Here is a 14447-nt window from a genome sequence, read left to right on the forward strand (position 1 = left end):
ATTGAACATAGGAGGCACGAATGCCATTCGATCGCACATTCTTCTTCAATCAAGTTCGGCCGATGTTCGGTGGCCGGCTGACTCAAGGTCAAGTAGACGGGATGTCGGCCATAGTCGACGAGTGGGAGCAGAGACTTCCCGACGGCGACCCGCGCTGGCTGGCCTATATGCTTGCCACGACGTTCCACGAAACCGCGCGGCAGATGACGCCGGTGAAGGAGGCATATTGGCTCTCCGAAAACTGGCGACGGCGCAACCTTCGTTACTATCCCTATTACGGGCGCGGATATGTCCAGTTGACCTGGCGCGACAACTATCGACGCGCCGGAGACCATGTCGGCGACAATCTGGTCGATCACCCCGATCTGGCTTTGCGGCCGCACTATGCAGCAGCCATCATGTTTGTCGGCATGGGCGAAGGCTGGTTTCGAAGCGACAGCCGCGGCCGACATAGCTTGTCGCGATACTTCAAGCACAACGTAAACGACCCTGTTGGAGCGCGCGCCATAATTAACGGGTACGAACCAGGGATTGCGGAAGCGATTGCGAGGTATCACGCAAGGTTCCTTGGAGCACTCAGGCTCGTTGTGCCCGTCAGAGCCGGGCTGGAGGCTGCCTTTGCGCCCGAACTTGTGCAAGGGATCGGCACGCGGTCGGCGAATCCGATCGCCGCAGCCCATTACGACGGCGACTCGGAATTCACGGAGACACCGAGAACTCCGTTGTTGCCTGTCGGGGCCATGGACAACGACACCGCGCAACCGGATCCGATCTTGCAGATGACCGCCGAGATCGTAACGGGGTTCGTGAGCAACAATAAGCTTGATCCCTCCAGGATATCTGAGCTGATCGCGGACGTTTATTTCGCCCTTTCGAACTCCGACGACTTGTCTCGCCGCCGGCAGCTTGCTGAACCGGACGCCGAGTATCTCGAAGGGAGTGAAGAGGCGGAACCGCGTGCCGCCTAATTGATGAAAAGTGACGCCCGGCATTCCCTGCCGGGCGTCACCCAATCACAACCCATTCAGGCTTTTGGCGCTGCCATGCAGGTGTTTTCTCGCAAGCGACAGGAGATGGTACGCAATGTTCCGCGCGATCCGATCGATTTGCGCGATCAGATCTACGCGCCGAGCCTTCGCCCGCTCCTGCCAGTGCTGTCGCCGGCGGAAATCGTTCTCGATGCGCTGAAGAGCGCCGAACCTCTATACTGGCTGCCGAGAAATCAGGGTGTGGAGGGCACATGCAGCGCCCAGGCGCTCGCCAGTCTCATCGACCTCCAGAGAATGCTCAATTGCCAGGATGCAGCTGCCAACATGCCGGTCAGCGCGCGCATGCTTTACGAGATGGCGCGGCCGCGCGAACCAGCCGACGGCGATGAGGGTCTTTCCCTTCGGGAGGTCATCAAAGGCTTTTACCATCATGGCGTTTGCTCCGACGATGTCTGGAAGTACGAGCCGGGCAATCCCGGCGGGACGCTGAACGTACGGCGTGCCAAGGCGGCACGCGAGGTGTCGCTCGGCGCCTACTATCGGCTGCGCCCGAGCCTCAACGATTATCACGCCGCGTTGAACGAAGTAGGACCTGTCCTTGTTTCCGCGGGGACGCATGTCGGCTGGAATATCGAAGCGGTGCGCGCCAATGCCGGCAAGATCATGCAGTCGACCGGAGACGGAGGCGGCCATGCGTTTGTCGTCGTCGGCTATGACAGCACGGGCTTCCTGGTATTGAATTCGTGGGGGAGCCAATGGGGCGGCTATCTCGGCTGCAACGGATTGGGCCACTGGTCCTATCAGGACTGGGCCGACAACATCTTCGATGGCTGGGTACTTCGGCTGGGTGTTTCCACACCCGGCGCCTTCGATCTCTCCATCGGAGAACAGGGCATCTTTTTTGCTCGCAAACCTGCCCGTGTTGCCGGTACTCCAGGTTACGAGGTGCTGGGCCACCTTATCCACCTTGACGATGGTAAAGAGGTCAAGAGGGCGCCTTATCCATATTCCGCCAAGACATTCGATGAGACCGTGAGGTTCCTTAGCCGGAATGGCCAAGACGATCAGCCAACGGCACCTGTCTGGGCGCCGGAGCGTGACCCGGCCAATCGTGGCTACCGCGGAATTCTCCTGCGTTTCGGCGGCAGTTTGCTGGGGCTCGGTCAGACCGCCCAGCAGATCGCACGAGAAAAGAATGCGATAAAGCAGCATGGCCTCTACCCGCTGACGATTGCTTGGTGCAACGACTTCGTCGACCAGACCACCGCCGTCCTCTCCAGCCTTTTCACGGAAGCCACCAAGCAGATCGATGTCCGCAGCGATCGGCTGGACCACCTGATCGAGGACATTACACATGGGATAGGCCGGTCGTTCTGGCGGGACGTCGAGTCGGCCAGCTGGAAGTCAGCGGCAATAAAAGGTCCGGTCGATCATGTCCTGGGGTGCCTGTTGGCGCTGGACCAATATTCCCTGCACATCATTTGCGACGGCGCTGGCGTCCTGCTCTTCCGCGACCTCATCGAGAGGTGGAGACGTGACCGAGTTGCGTCGTTCCGTCTGCTCACCAGGCGTCTCGCCAGTCTCGACCTTATCACGCCGACCATTGACGCAAAGGACTTTGCTGACGGCTTCGCGCAACTGATATCGGCGCTACGATCCACCAATCAAACCCACACGCCAGCCGTCGCGCTCCATGTCCCTGATTCCGCTACGTATGGAAGGCTGACGGTGGGCATGTACTCGAAGTCGATACTTGATCTCATAGAGAAGGCCTTTTCCGATCGCTCGAGCGGCTCGCCGCCGGTCTTTATCGGCAAGTCGCTTCGCAAGACTCGGATCGATGAGATCTGGAAGGAGCACCCCGCCTTCTCGAAGATCCAGATCAACGAAATCTCGATCCCGCCTCGTCTTGGAGAATTACTCCAACAGGAAGATCTTCAGCTGAAGACCGACCTGCTCGGCCAGATACTCAACCGCATCGCGCCCGTGTCGGATGTTCCCGACCGGCAAAGAGGGAGCACGCGCCATGACATCAAGCAGCAAAATATCTTTGGAAGAACTGAACAGGAAGCTTGCTGATCCCAGTCTGAGCGAGCAGGAGCTTCAGAAATACTTTACGGTCGACGATGAGAAGTCGGGACCCTTCAATCCCGTCCTTGCGATCAATCGTGAACTCGTCACGGTTCCCGCGACACCCGAAGGACGGGCCCGCAGCGCTGCCCTTCTGAACAGCGCAAATTTCATCTCACGCCTTCGCCGCCAGGCCGTCTTCCACAATCGCATCGGCAGCGGAGACTACAAGGGGCCGATCATCGTCTCCGAGGGCGACAGCTGGTTTCAGTATCCGTTCCGGCTGATGGACGTCATCGACCAGTTGATGAAGAACTATGCAATCTTCAGCCTGGACGCCGCTGGAGACACCCTGTCGAACATGCTGAGACAAGCCGAATACATGGATGCCATCGAAAACACGGGAGCATCCATCTTCCTGTTCAGCGGCGGCGGCAACGACGTCGTGGCGGGCGGCAACCTCGCCGCTCATCTCTTCGATTTCGATCCTGCCTTGCCGCCCGAGGGGCATCTCAGGCCCTCGTTCGAGACAATGCTCGACGATGCAATCGGCATGTATGGCAAGCTCGTTCGTCAGGTCGCCAAGGCTTTTCCGAAAGTGCAGATCCTATGCCATGGTTACGACTATACGATCCCGGCAAAGGGAAATTGGCTTGGCAAGCCGATGGAATCGCGAGGCATCAAGGATCCGGATTTCCAGCGTGCGATTGCGCGCGTCATGATCGATCGCTTCAATGAACGCCTGTCGCTGCTGCAGAGCTCATCGGCGCGGCTCCACTACATCAACTGCCGTAGCACAGTGAATGCAACGGAGTGGTTCGACGAGTTGCATCCGACAGACACCGGCTATGCCAAAGTGGCGCAAAAATTCTCGACCCTGATCGAACAGTTCACCTCAAAGGCGCGCGAGGTCGAGCATAAAGCGAGCAAGGCGCGCGCCGGAAAATCCAAGGCTCCGTCGGCCGCGACGGCGGCAGTCGAAACACCTGCCCGCCCGGCGGCCGCGGCTTCGCGGGCAACGGACGGACCGTCAGGAATGTCTCTCCACATTGGCCTGAACATGGTCAGCGCCGCTCACTACGCGGGCTGGGAAGGACCGCTGCGCGCGTGTGAATTCGACGCGAGCGACATGCAGGAGATTGCCGACGGCCTCGGATACGAGACCAAGTCGCTGCTGACCAAGGAGGCGACGCGCCAAAACGTCATCAGCGAGGTCAAGAGAGCCGCAAGGGACCTCAAGGAGGGCGATATCTTCCTCATCAGCTATTCGGGACACGGCGGACAGCTTCCCGATTTCAACAACGATGAAGACGATTCCACCGACGAAACCTGGTGCCTCTATGACGGCCAGCTTGTTGATGATGAGCTCTATGGCCTCTGGTCCGAATTCAGGTCGGGGGTGCGGGTGCTCGTGATCTCGGACAGTTGCCACAGCGGCACCGTCGTGCGCGCCGGCCTCCCTAACGGGCATGAATTGGCCAACGGACACGCAGTTGCCGCGGGAATACCGCGCGCTATGCCCATCGATGTCGCCACGCGGACATTCCGCCAGAACCGCGACTTCTATGCCAGGCTGGGCGCGTCCATCACGCTTGGCGAAGGACGCAATCTGACCCGCGAAATCACGTCTCCAATCTCGTGCAGCGTTCGCCTGATTTCCGGATGTCAGGACAATCAGGTCTCGCTTGACGGGATCGGCAACGGCGCCTTTACCGCCGCGTTGATCTCCGCCTGGAACCATGGTCGCTTCAACCGCGACTATGCCGCCTTCCACCGGGCCATCATGATGAAATTGCCACCCGATCAAACCCCCAACCATTGGCAGGTCGGACCGAGGAACCCGATTTACGATGCGCAGACGCCCTTTGCCATCTGATCATCTCCGAGCAGGTCGCTCACAGGATGCAGGGGTAAAGGTGGAGTTCGACCAGTCGGCTCCCCACGAGGGAGCCGACTGGCCATAATGTCACTGGAAGGGCCGCTATCGGCTCACCGATGCAGTCCGCCGTTTCGCTCGCATCACGGACAAAAAAGATACTTTGTTTCACACGGGCCAAAGAAGCCGTAGTGTAACAAATGTAACAGGTCCAGCGATCGATGTGCGCTATCATGTAATATCTACAGACCGCCCTCTTATCCGAAGGCTTTTATTCTTTCCAAAGGCGGCTTTGTATCAAAACTCAACCATCTCACGCCCGAAATGTGCCGCGAGATCTATTCGTGGAGCTGGCCATGCGAAAGAAAATCCTCCTGACCCTATTTTTGGCGGCCTCCATAGCATGTGGGCTGGTTCCCGCTGCATCGGGGGATGCGAACGCGCAATGTAATCCGCAAATCAATCGATGCTGAAGGGGTGCACACCATGGGCGCGTTGCTTTCGTTTGACTGGTTGCGTGACCCAACAAGCCTGACATTCCTGTTCGGGGCTTTGACGATCGCCTTTCATTCAAGAAAGCGCGTCGAGTCCCTGATAACACCGCCCAGAGGCGAAGAATTCGACTTCGTCCGGCTTCTTTCGCTGCCGGCGATTGTCGGCAAGAGCGTTTTCCGCAAGGCCTACCTCATCTACACGGTGTCCTTGGAAATCCTCTATTTCTTCATGTGCGCGTCACAGCCGATCATACGCGTCCTGGTCGAGGGAAAACTCGATGGTTTTGAGGGACCGGCATGGCCGCTTGGTGCGGCCCTCATTGTCATAGGCGTAATCCCGTCCACCCCATTGTTCGCCCAGATCGAGATTTCCCTGCGCAGCATGGCCCATAGCGTATCCAACATTCCCGACGAGTTTTTTGAGCGCGTCACCAAGCTCTCTCAGAGCGAGATCGAGGCGTATGTGGGAAGGGACCCGCGCTATGAGCCGGACCTGCAACGATTTCGCAAGATTCAAAGTCTCGCTCTTTACGCAGGCTGCTCGCGGGAGGAGGCTGACAAAGTGGCAAGGCGGACGGTGGGCGCGGAGCTGTTCGCCCGATGGACGATTAACGGACAAGACATTTGGTCGGCGGGAGAATTCGACAAATACCGCGATGTCTTGGACGTTCTCAGACCCAAGTCCGAAAGCCTGAAGCAGGAGGTAAAGGAACTTGTTTCAAAGACCTCTTCTTCGCCTGTCGTGAGATACATAATTGAAAAAAGCAACACTTCGCCGGAAGTCCCGATCGGGGACGGCGATGCGCAAAGAATTCAATCTATTTCCGCCGAAATTCTCGCTAACCCAACGTCGTCTTTCGCCTCACTGCAGCAAGAGGACATTCGGTTCTACCTGACGCTTGCGGACCTATGGCGCGCGAAAGCGACGGAAATCGGCATATCCAACCGCAGATTGAGTGCGCTCTTCTCGATCATCGCTCTCAATGACACGCGAGTGATGAAGGCACATCTGCATCCCGACCAAGGAGCGCGGCCGCTCGACGTCGTGCTGCGAGAACTGCTGTTGCTCGTACGAAGGAGCCGCAGCAAGCCTCGGCCATGGAACAATGCAGCCTTGTTGTCGACCTTCACTGCATTTGTAGGCTGCGTGATCCTGTTGACCGCATACCACAAGATACATGCAGTTTTCTTCAGCCCTTCGAGCGTCGGTCCGTTCGAAGAGGCTTTCTTCACGTCAGCATCACTGTTTACAAGTTTCCTCGCGGCCGGGATTTGCGCTCTTTTCATACGAAGCCACAAGATCGACCAGGGTACATGGATACCCTTCTCGGATATCCGCAATTTCCCACTTTCCCAGTATGGCGGCATCATCTTTGCCGCGATGACTTGCGCCTTCGCGACAGCCATCATTTGGGTCATTTTGTATCAGTGGCGATATGACAGTGTAGCCGGGCTATTGCAGATCGGCCGAGGAGGAATCCTTGTGCTGACGGGGTATTACGCAATCTGCTCTCTTATTCCGGCAATGTATGGTCTTGGTATCTGCGTAATAACGGATTACGTCATCGAAAACGACGGAAGACCTGAAGGCTTCAGACTTCCCCTTTATTGCTTCGCAGCAATATTCACCGTGATCTATATTCTACTTGAGACGAGCATCCTGATCGAACCTGCCTATCGAGCGACATTCTTGGTCAGCTTGGTGTCCAAATCTCTCTTCTCGTTGATCGCGCTAACGACATTCGCTTTGAGCTTGCAGTCACATGGTCCGGGCAGAGCCCAGGCAGCTTTGGCCGGTGTGCGGACCCGGTAGATCGCGGGCAACGGCGATGGCAGGCTGCCACCGCCATTGCAATACGACGTGTTCAGTGGGGGCTAGCCGTCGGTCGGATAATGATCTCGCTGACATCGACGTCTTCCGGCTGGCTGACCGCGTAAAGGATAGCGTTGGCGACCGCTTCGGGACTGATCGTGATCGCGCGCCAGGCCTTCATCGCGTCGCGGGCGGTCGGGTCGGTAATGGTATCGGCTAGCTCGGACGTCGTGGTTCCGGGCGAGATGACGGTGACGCGGATTTTGTCGGTCTCCTGCCGCAAGCCATCGGAAATGGCGCAGACGGCGAACTTGGTGGCGCAATAGACCGCGGCGGTCGGCGAAACACTGTGACCGCCGATCGATGACAGATTGACGATCTGCCCGCTCCCCTGCTCGCTCATCATCGGCAGTGCCGCTGCAATGCAGTAGAGGACGCCTTTGATATTGACGTCAACCATGCGGTCCCACTCGTCGACCTTGAGCGCGGCCATTGGCGACAACGGCATGACGCCCGCGTTGTTGACGATGACGTCGAGACGGCCAAACTCTGACCAGGCGTGACGCGCAAAGGCCTCCACATCCGTTCGGCTGGTCACGTCCAGTCTTCTGACGCGAACGGAGCCGCCGGCAGCAGCAATCCCCTCGGCGAGACGCTCCAGCCGATCCGCCCGCCGGGCACCGATCAGCACATGGGCTCCCGCGGCCGCGAGAACACGCGCCGTGGCCTCGCCGATACCGCTGCTGGCTCCCGTGATCGCGATGACTTTACCTTGAATATTCGACATCTCTCACTCCATTCCCTGCTCACCTCACGGCAATGCGAGGGCTTCCTGTTTGAAAAGGTTCGGCTTTCGGTGCACAATCAGCGCTGGTTTCCGGCCACGTGCGGCTTTCCCTTTCGCGAAATCTGGGATGCATCATCGGCGGCGAAGGATCATGCCGCCGTGGTGGAGCGTGTTCTCGTCCACAAAATCGCCGTCGGCGGTAAAACCGGTGTCGTCCCAATATTCGATATGATTGCCGAACACCTCGTAGCGCCCCTGGTAGGCGCTCTGCCGGTTACCGCGGGCTTCGTTGTAGCGTCCATTGGCGAGAAGCTCGTGCCGGACATACCCGTCGTCCGTCACCCACATCCCGACATAGGGATGCGGTGCCGTTGCTTGCTGTTGCGTGTGTTGATGCGGTGACGAATCGTGGATCCGGGTTTCACCGGAGGCGGAACTCGCCGATCCGCAGGTCGCAACAAAGGTGATGGCCGGGCCGAGCGCCAGGCTTTTGGAAAAGGAAGTGGACATGTTTCCTCTCATGAAGGTCTGATAACGATCGCAGACTATGCGCCTGACACGTCGCGATCGAGTTGCCAATCCCGGATGGGTTGGTTAGATTTGCTAACCAATGGCCGATGATTTCGAAGGCATCTCAGTGTTTCTGGCGGTAGCCGAAGCGCGCAACTTCCGCGTTGCGAGCGAGCGGCTCGGCGTCACCCGCTCGGCGGTGAGCCAAGCACTTCAGCGCCTGGAAGATCGCATCGGCGTAGCTCTTGTGCAGCGCACGACGCGCAGCGTCAGGCTGACGGAAGCAGGCGAACTTTTCTACGAGACCGTGCGCCTATCCGCCGCCCAGGTAAGCGCGGCGGTGCAGGCGGTGCGGGAGGTCGAAGCCCATCCGAGCGGGCGCTTGCGGATCGCCGTTTCATCGATCGCCGAGAGCTTCCTTTCCGGCAGGTTGCTCGCGGGCTTTATCGAGGGCTTTCCGGATGTGAGGCTGGACCTGACGATCACGGACGACGAGTTCGACATTGTCGAGGCCGGCTTCGATGCGGGCGTACGGCTTGGCGAAGTGATCGAGCAGGACATGATCGCGCTGCCGGTATCGACGGAGCAAAGACAATGCGCCGTCGCCTCCCCCGGATATATCGAACGACACGGCAGCCCCAGCCATCCGCGCGACCTTCCGTTGCATGTCTGCGTCGGCTGGCGGCCGCGCCCGGACGTCGCGCCCTACCGCTGGGAATTCACGCAGGATGGTCGGGACTTCGATGTCTCAGTGGATCCGGCCGTGACGACCAATGACATGGGAGTGATGATCCGTATGGCCAGGGCCGGGGCAGGCATCACGTTTGGGATGCGGGAGACGTTCCAGCCCTATATCGAGCGCGGCGAGCTCGTGCCGCTGCTCGAAGCCTACTGTCCTCCGTTTGCCGGCTTCTACCTCTACTATCCCACGCGTCACCGGCAGCCGCTGAAGCTCCGCGCGTTGGTCGAATACATTCGGAAATCGCGAAAGACTTGAACGAACAAGTTCCGGGAGGTCGAGTGTGGCCGCAAGATCACCGTCGGGTGAGCGCCGCCGTGGGATCACCTCGGCGCAATCACGCCGAGCCGCTTGGTCCGCACCCACCGGCCACTCACATCATCCATTTGGTAGCTACCGCGTGCCGACTCACCTGTCCGCAATGGACGGGCGGCAGGGTTGGCTCGGACAAAAGAAACCCCTGCACATGTGTCGCCCCGGCTGTTTTTGCAGCCTCCAACTGGGCATAGGTCTCAATGCCTTCGACAATCACGGTGGATGCCGCGCAGGATGCCAGGCCGACCATGTGCCGAAGGAACCGCTCTGCTTTATCGCCGCGGCGCTGTACGAAAAAGCCGTCGATCTTCACGATATCGACGGGAAGGGCCAGAAGCGTTTCGGGCGTCGAGTAGCCGGTGCCGAAGTCGTCTATCGCGATTTTGTATCCCAGTTCGCGAACGCTCTGAAGCAAGTCAGCGGCGGCGGAGAGCGTCGCAATCGGCAGGCTTTCCGTTATTTCGAGAACCAGGCGTGGCGCCATCGCCCTGTGCTTGTAAAGCAGATCGTAAAGAGTGGCCCAGCTTTGTATGTCGGCGATATTTTCTGCCGAGATGTTGCACCCCAAAGCAGCCGATGGATGGCGAGCCAACCACTCGAATGCGAGGTCAACCACATGCCGGTCAAAAGCGGGAGCACGCCCCGACGCTTCGAGAAAGGCTATGAACTCGCCACAGGTCCTGATTGTGCCGTCGGGTTCGACGAGCCTTCCCAGGCATTCCGAATAGAGAACTTCGCTTGGGTCGTCGACCGAGTTGATTTGCTGGAGGGAAAAACCGATCCGTCCATGTTGCATCGCCTGTGTCACATGTCGGACGACGCTGCTGAATTTCTCCAGGTCCATGGATCGAACCGCCCCTTTCGGATTTAAGGCCGGCCGCGGCGATCGCCGCGGCCGGCCGGGCTTAGGTTCAGTTAACGGTTTCCAACTCCGGATCGACTGTCTCAGGTTCCAGTTCCGGATCGATAGGTTCCGGCTCAGGAAGCGTCTCACGGATTTCGTCGATTTTGCCGACAGCCGGCCCGACGCCGAGTATCTCCTTGGCGTCAGCGAGCGTGTCATCAGTCACAACACCGTCCTTCGTGAAACTCTCAAGCGCTTCGCGAAGTGCTTCGTCGCTCAGGGCCGGATCCGTCGGAATGGCATCTGGGCCGTTCTCAGCCTCGAACGCCGCATAGGCGGTTGCATAAGCGGAAATGGCCACCATGCGGGGATCGTTGGAGTTCAAATAGGCATGAAAGTTCCGGTTCAGCGAACTGAGCTTTGCTGTGTCGGGAGCTGTGTTCTCCGGCGTGGTTACCGTCGTTGCCGTGGTCACGGCCTTCGCTGACTTGACTGCCGAGCCGGTTTTCTTATGTGTGGTGAGGGACTTCTGCTTCGACGTACCGCGGCTATCGCTGCCTTTCTTGGTCGTCCCTGACGTTCCCGATTTGCCCGAACTGGAATGCGAACCGCTGTGGCTGCCGCCGTTTCCGCCTCCGTGGCCGCCGCCATTTCCACCTCCCCCGCCGTTCCCACCGCCATTGCCGCCCTTGGCAAAAGCAACAGTCGATGCGCCGAAGGTAACGCCTGCCACAGGGGCGATGGCGATCGCCAGTGCGACGAAGCTTCGTCCGATCACTTTGGAAATGGTCATGAACTTCTCCATGTCTTTTGATTTTCGCGGCCCGCTGCAGATGGCGCTGATCGAACCACATTCGAATTTGCGCAACGTTAACTTGCGTCGCTGGAGGGCACCACCGTCCCCGGACCATTGCGTTGGTGAATAGGACTTAGGTCGGATCAACCTGCCATCGAAAGTCCGATGGACATTGACCAAGATCGCGTGCCATTGACCGTTCGACTGGACGCATTACTTTTACCGGCGCGACTGCGACCGATGTCCAGCCACTTTGCTGAGCGTATAACTCCGAGATTCCCCTTGCGTGCCAGTGACCTGATCAAACGATGGAACGCGCAGCCACTGGCGAGGCAGTTCCTGCTGATCGGCGGGATCGTTGCAGCGTCCGCCATGCTGGTGGTGGGCGCTTTCGTCACCAGCCTCATTGAAGGCGCCGTCACCCGAAACTCGGCAGCGACGACTGCACTATACGTCGACAGCGTGATCGCGCCGCTCTTACCCGACATGCAGACGACGCAAGTTCTCGACGACACGGTTGCGCGCGCGCTCGACGAGACGCTTGGACAAGGGGCTCTAGGAAACCGGTTGCTGGCATTTCGCCTGTGGCGCTCGGACGGCACGATTCTCTACTCCAACGAAGAGAACATGGTCGGACGGCGTTTCGAGCTCGGCGATGAGTTGAGAACCGCATTCAGCGGCGAGATGGTGGCTCAGTTCAAGCCGGCCGACGATACCGCGGACGAGACGAACCAGAGTGCGAGCAAACCGCTGCTCGAGATCTACAATCCCGTACTTCAGCCGTGGTCCGGAGAGGTCGTCGCCGTTTCGGAATTCCATGAAGTTGCCCATGACTTCGAGCTCAGCTTGAGCCAGGCCCGCGTTCTCACGTGGCTTGCCGTCGCGGGTTTCACGCTTGCCTTCTTCATCATGCTCTCGGCAATCGTCATGCGCGGCAGCAGAACCATCGAAAAGCAGCGCCATGCCCTGCGCCAACGCGTAGACGAGCTTTCGGCGTTGCTTTCGCAGAACGAGGCTCTGCGCGGGCGCTTGCAGCAGGCTTCGCAACGCGCAACAGCGTTGAACGAGAACATGCTGCGCAGGATCGGTGCCGACTTGCATGACGGCCCGGCACAGCTCGTCGCCTTCGCCTCGTTGCGGCTGGACAGCAACAAATTGGTCAGCGCATCGACTTCGGCGGAGGTGCGGGAACGGGAAATCACGACCATCAAGTCAAGCCTCGACGAGGCGATGCGCGAGATCAGAACGATATGCAGCGGACTGGTCCTGCCGCAGATCGAGACGGCCAGCCTGCCCGAACTCCTGGAGCGCGTCGTTCGCGCCCATGAAGAACGAACCGGATCGACTGTCGATCTGTCGCTGTCCGATCCGCCCGAACGCCTTTCTCCCTCCGCAAAGATATGCATATACCGCTTCGTGCAGGAAACGCTCAACAATGCTTACCGCCACGGTGGCGGTGTCGCGCAGCGTGTGGTGCAGAGCACGGAAGGCGACAGGGTCTGCATCGCGGTTGCCGACGGCGGAGCGGGTTTTGACCCCAATGACATCCGACCGACAAGCCTCGGTCTTGCCGGGCTGAGGGAACGGATAGAGAGTCTGGGCGGTACATTTGAAATCGACGGTGCCGGCCCCGGCACGATTGTTAGGATGTCACTCGGCATCGAGGAGATTGGACAGGCATGACTGCAGCGATACGCGTGGCGGTAATCGACGATCACCCTCTGTTCAGAGAGGGCGTGACGAGAAGTCTTTCGGAGATCGACGGTTTTGAGATCGTTGCGGAGGGAAGCTCGTGCGACGACGCGTTGAGGATCGCCGCGAACCTGTCTCCAGACGTCATGCTGCTGGACATCTCCATGCCGGGAGGTGGACTGAACGCGATTCCGCTTATTCTTGAATTGGTACCGCGACAGAAGATCGTGATGCTCACCGTGTCCGAGGCCGGTGACGACGTCACCGCTGCTCTCAATGGCGGCGCCAAAGGTTATGTCCTGAAGGGGATCGGATCGAGGGCGCTGGCCGACGTCATACGGACGGTCGCCTCCGGCGAGAGCTATGTCGCACCGACACTCTCTGCCAAGTTGCTCTCGAACCCTTCGCCGGCCACGGCGAGCAAATCCGACCTCATCGCGGAACTGACCGCTCGGGAGCAAGAGGTTCTACATCTCGTGGCCTCCGGCATGAGCAACAAGCAGGTCGCAAGAAAGCTCGATCTCCAGGAGAAGACCGTCAAGCACCACATGACGCAGATCATGACGAAACTTGGCGCCGCCAACCGGACGGAAGCGGCGATGGTGCTGCGCGACGCAATCGACGGTCGCCCCGGTTAAGCGGGAAGAGCCGCTTAAATCGTATCCGATTCAAGGATAAAAACATGCAGCAGCGTCCATTGCGCGTCTGATTGGACGCGCGGCGCTGTAGAGCGCGCCGCTGTTTCAACGAAGGCGCTCTAATCGACGAGGGCTTGAAGCCGCTTTTCATCTGCCGAGGTGGCGCGCCGATTGACGATCGTACGCCCGCGCGAGTCCTTCATGATGTAACGGCCGGCCCTGATCTCCTCGCTTATTCCGTCGGCATGGCGAATACTCAAACCGGAGCCGTTGCCTCGAACACTCGTACTCTTTCCGCTCGCCCCGGTCGAAGCGTTGCTCGACCGGCTATTGCCCGTGCCGCCACTTCCCTTCCCGTTGCCATTTCCGCCGCCGTTGCTGCTTCCACCTTTGCCGTTCCCGCCCCCATTGCCGCCCCCTCCCCCATTACCCTTGCCATTGTTGCCGTCCTTGGCGAAGGCGGATTGGGAAGCGAGCTCAAGCGTGGAGCCGGACACCGTGATCTTGTACGGAAGGGCCGCGATGGCGAAGCCGATCGAGGCGGTACATAACGCAGTGACGAACTTTCGACGCTCCATCATTTCAGCCCTTTAGTAACCTCCATCGGCGCCCCGCTTACTCGACCACGGCCTTGGACACATGCACGGGCGCCAATGACTGTCCCATCTCCGGGTGGCGAGGAGGCGCCGTTCACTCGACAAGCCCGCGGGCAGCCTGGAAGCGCGCGCAGCAAGACCATCAAATCTTTGCTCACGCTTCAATCCCGCCGTCAACTCCGGGCACCGAAAACCCCGGCTGCCCCGGACTTTTAACCCAGCCCGCTCAGACGTTCGTCCGGTCCGTTTAGGACCAAGGTCTTAGGTAACCATCGGCGCCCCTGCAAT

Annotated in this window: 12 protein-coding genes; 7 read left to right on the top strand and 5 right to left on the bottom strand. The window is 59.3% G+C overall.

Going from position 1 to position 14447, the window contains the following annotated elements:
• Positions 1–20 precede the first annotated feature (20 nt).
• The 4 genes from PZN02_RS22095 (at position 21) to PZN02_RS22110 (ending at position 7242) form a co-directional block, all read left to right on the top strand.
• Positions 21–968 (top strand): glycoside hydrolase family 19 protein, encoded by a 948-nt coding sequence (locus PZN02_RS22095; RefSeq protein WP_280662813.1) that lies wholly within the window; start codon positions 21–23, stop codon positions 966–968.
• A 105-nt stretch (positions 969–1073) separates the two neighbouring features.
• Positions 1074–3068: a C1 family peptidase gene (locus PZN02_RS22100; protein WP_280662814.1), complete on the top strand. Its 1995-nt coding sequence runs from the start codon at positions 1074–1076 to the stop codon at positions 3066–3068.
• Complete coding sequence (locus PZN02_RS22105) at positions 3016–4935, top strand: caspase family protein (protein ID WP_280662815.1); 1920 nt, start codon at positions 3016–3018, stop codon at positions 4933–4935. The genes PZN02_RS22100 and PZN02_RS22105 overlap by 53 nt, the downstream gene beginning before the upstream one ends.
• 486 nt (positions 4936–5421) lie before the next feature.
• Entirely contained in the window at positions 5422–7242 is a 1821-nt protein-coding gene (locus PZN02_RS22110; RefSeq protein ID WP_280662816.1) for a hypothetical protein, read from the top strand.
• A 52-nt stretch (positions 7243–7294) separates the two neighbouring features.
• On the opposite strand, the gene PZN02_RS22115 is transcribed toward PZN02_RS22110, so the two are convergent.
• Together PZN02_RS22115 and PZN02_RS22120 are read right to left on the bottom strand one after the other, a co-directional pair.
• The gene (locus PZN02_RS22115; RefSeq protein ID WP_280662817.1) at positions 7295–8029 is read right to left on the bottom strand and encodes an SDR family oxidoreductase; all 735 of its coding nucleotides are present in this window, start codon (positions 8027–8029) and stop codon (positions 7295–7297) included.
• A gap of 132 nt (positions 8030–8161) precedes the next feature.
• Entirely contained in the window at positions 8162–8539 is a 378-nt protein-coding gene (locus PZN02_RS22120) for an Atu4866 domain-containing protein (protein ID WP_280662818.1), read from the bottom strand.
• 100 nt (positions 8540–8639) lie between these two features.
• Between PZN02_RS22120 and PZN02_RS22125 the strand changes: the two genes are divergently transcribed.
• Positions 8640–9536 (top strand): LysR family transcriptional regulator, encoded by an 897-nt coding sequence (locus tag PZN02_RS22125; protein ID WP_280662819.1) that lies wholly within the window; start codon positions 8640–8642, stop codon positions 9534–9536.
• Between the two features lie 115 nt (positions 9537–9651).
• On the opposite strand, the gene PZN02_RS22130 is transcribed toward PZN02_RS22125, so the two are convergent.
• Together PZN02_RS22130 and PZN02_RS22135 are read right to left on the bottom strand one after the other, a co-directional pair.
• Positions 9652–10437, bottom strand: coding sequence for an EAL domain-containing protein (locus tag PZN02_RS22130; protein WP_280662820.1), 786 nt, complete (start codon positions 10435–10437; stop codon positions 9652–9654).
• 67 nt (positions 10438–10504) lie between these two features.
• Positions 10505–11413, bottom strand: coding sequence for a hypothetical protein (locus tag PZN02_RS22135; RefSeq protein WP_280662821.1), 909 nt, complete (start codon positions 11411–11413; stop codon positions 10505–10507).
• A gap of 60 nt (positions 11414–11473) precedes the next feature.
• On the opposite strand from PZN02_RS22135, the gene PZN02_RS22140 reads away from it, so the two are divergent.
• Entirely contained in the window at positions 11474–12916 is a 1443-nt protein-coding gene (locus tag PZN02_RS22140; protein WP_280662822.1) for a sensor histidine kinase, read from the top strand.
• Positions 12913–13563 (top strand): LuxR C-terminal-related transcriptional regulator, encoded by a 651-nt coding sequence (locus PZN02_RS22145; protein ID WP_280662823.1) that lies wholly within the window; start codon positions 12913–12915, stop codon positions 13561–13563. The genes PZN02_RS22140 and PZN02_RS22145 overlap by 4 nt, the downstream gene beginning before the upstream one ends.
• A 119-nt stretch (positions 13564–13682) precedes the next feature.
• Here the strand turns inward: PZN02_RS22145 and PZN02_RS22150 are convergent, their stop codons facing one another.
• Positions 13683–14144 (bottom strand): hypothetical protein, encoded by a 462-nt coding sequence (locus PZN02_RS22150; protein ID WP_280662824.1) that lies wholly within the window; start codon positions 14142–14144, stop codon positions 13683–13685.
• Positions 14145–14447: the final 303 nt, after the last annotated feature.

Source organism: Sinorhizobium garamanticum (assembly GCF_029892065.1).
Lineage (GTDB): Bacteria > Pseudomonadota > Alphaproteobacteria > Rhizobiales > Rhizobiaceae > Sinorhizobium > Sinorhizobium garamanticum.

Excerpts from the sequence above, each read along its gene's own strand:
- PZN02_RS22100 (WP_280662814.1), top strand. The coding sequence starts at position 1,074 with ATGGTACGCAATGTTCCGCGCGATCCGATCGATTTGCGCGATCAGATC.
- PZN02_RS22145 (WP_280662823.1), top strand. The coding sequence starts at position 12,913 with ATGACTGCAGCGATACGCGTGGCGGTAATCGACGATCACCCTCTGTTC.
- PZN02_RS22095 (WP_280662813.1), top strand. The coding sequence starts at position 21 with ATGCCATTCGATCGCACATTCTTCTTCAATCAAGTTCGGCCGATGTTC.
- PZN02_RS22120 (WP_280662818.1), bottom strand. The coding sequence starts at position 8,539 with ATGTCCACTTCCTTTTCCAAAAGCCTGGCGCTCGGCCCGGCCATCACC.
- PZN02_RS22105 (WP_280662815.1), top strand. The coding sequence starts at position 3,016 with ATGACATCAAGCAGCAAAATATCTTTGGAAGAACTGAACAGGAAGCTT.
- PZN02_RS22115 (WP_280662817.1), bottom strand. The coding sequence starts at position 8,029 with ATGTCGAATATTCAAGGTAAAGTCATCGCGATCACGGGAGCCAGCAGC.
- PZN02_RS22125 (WP_280662819.1), top strand. The coding sequence starts at position 8,640 with ATGGCCGATGATTTCGAAGGCATCTCAGTGTTTCTGGCGGTAGCCGAA.
- PZN02_RS22110 (WP_280662816.1), top strand. The coding sequence starts at position 5,422 with ATGGGCGCGTTGCTTTCGTTTGACTGGTTGCGTGACCCAACAAGCCTG.
- PZN02_RS22150 (WP_280662824.1), bottom strand. The coding sequence starts at position 14,144 with ATGATGGAGCGTCGAAAGTTCGTCACTGCGTTATGTACCGCCTCGATC.
- PZN02_RS22130 (WP_280662820.1), bottom strand. The coding sequence starts at position 10,437 with ATGGACCTGGAGAAATTCAGCAGCGTCGTCCGACATGTGACACAGGCG.
- PZN02_RS22140 (WP_280662822.1), top strand. The coding sequence starts at position 11,474 with ATGTCCAGCCACTTTGCTGAGCGTATAACTCCGAGATTCCCCTTGCGT.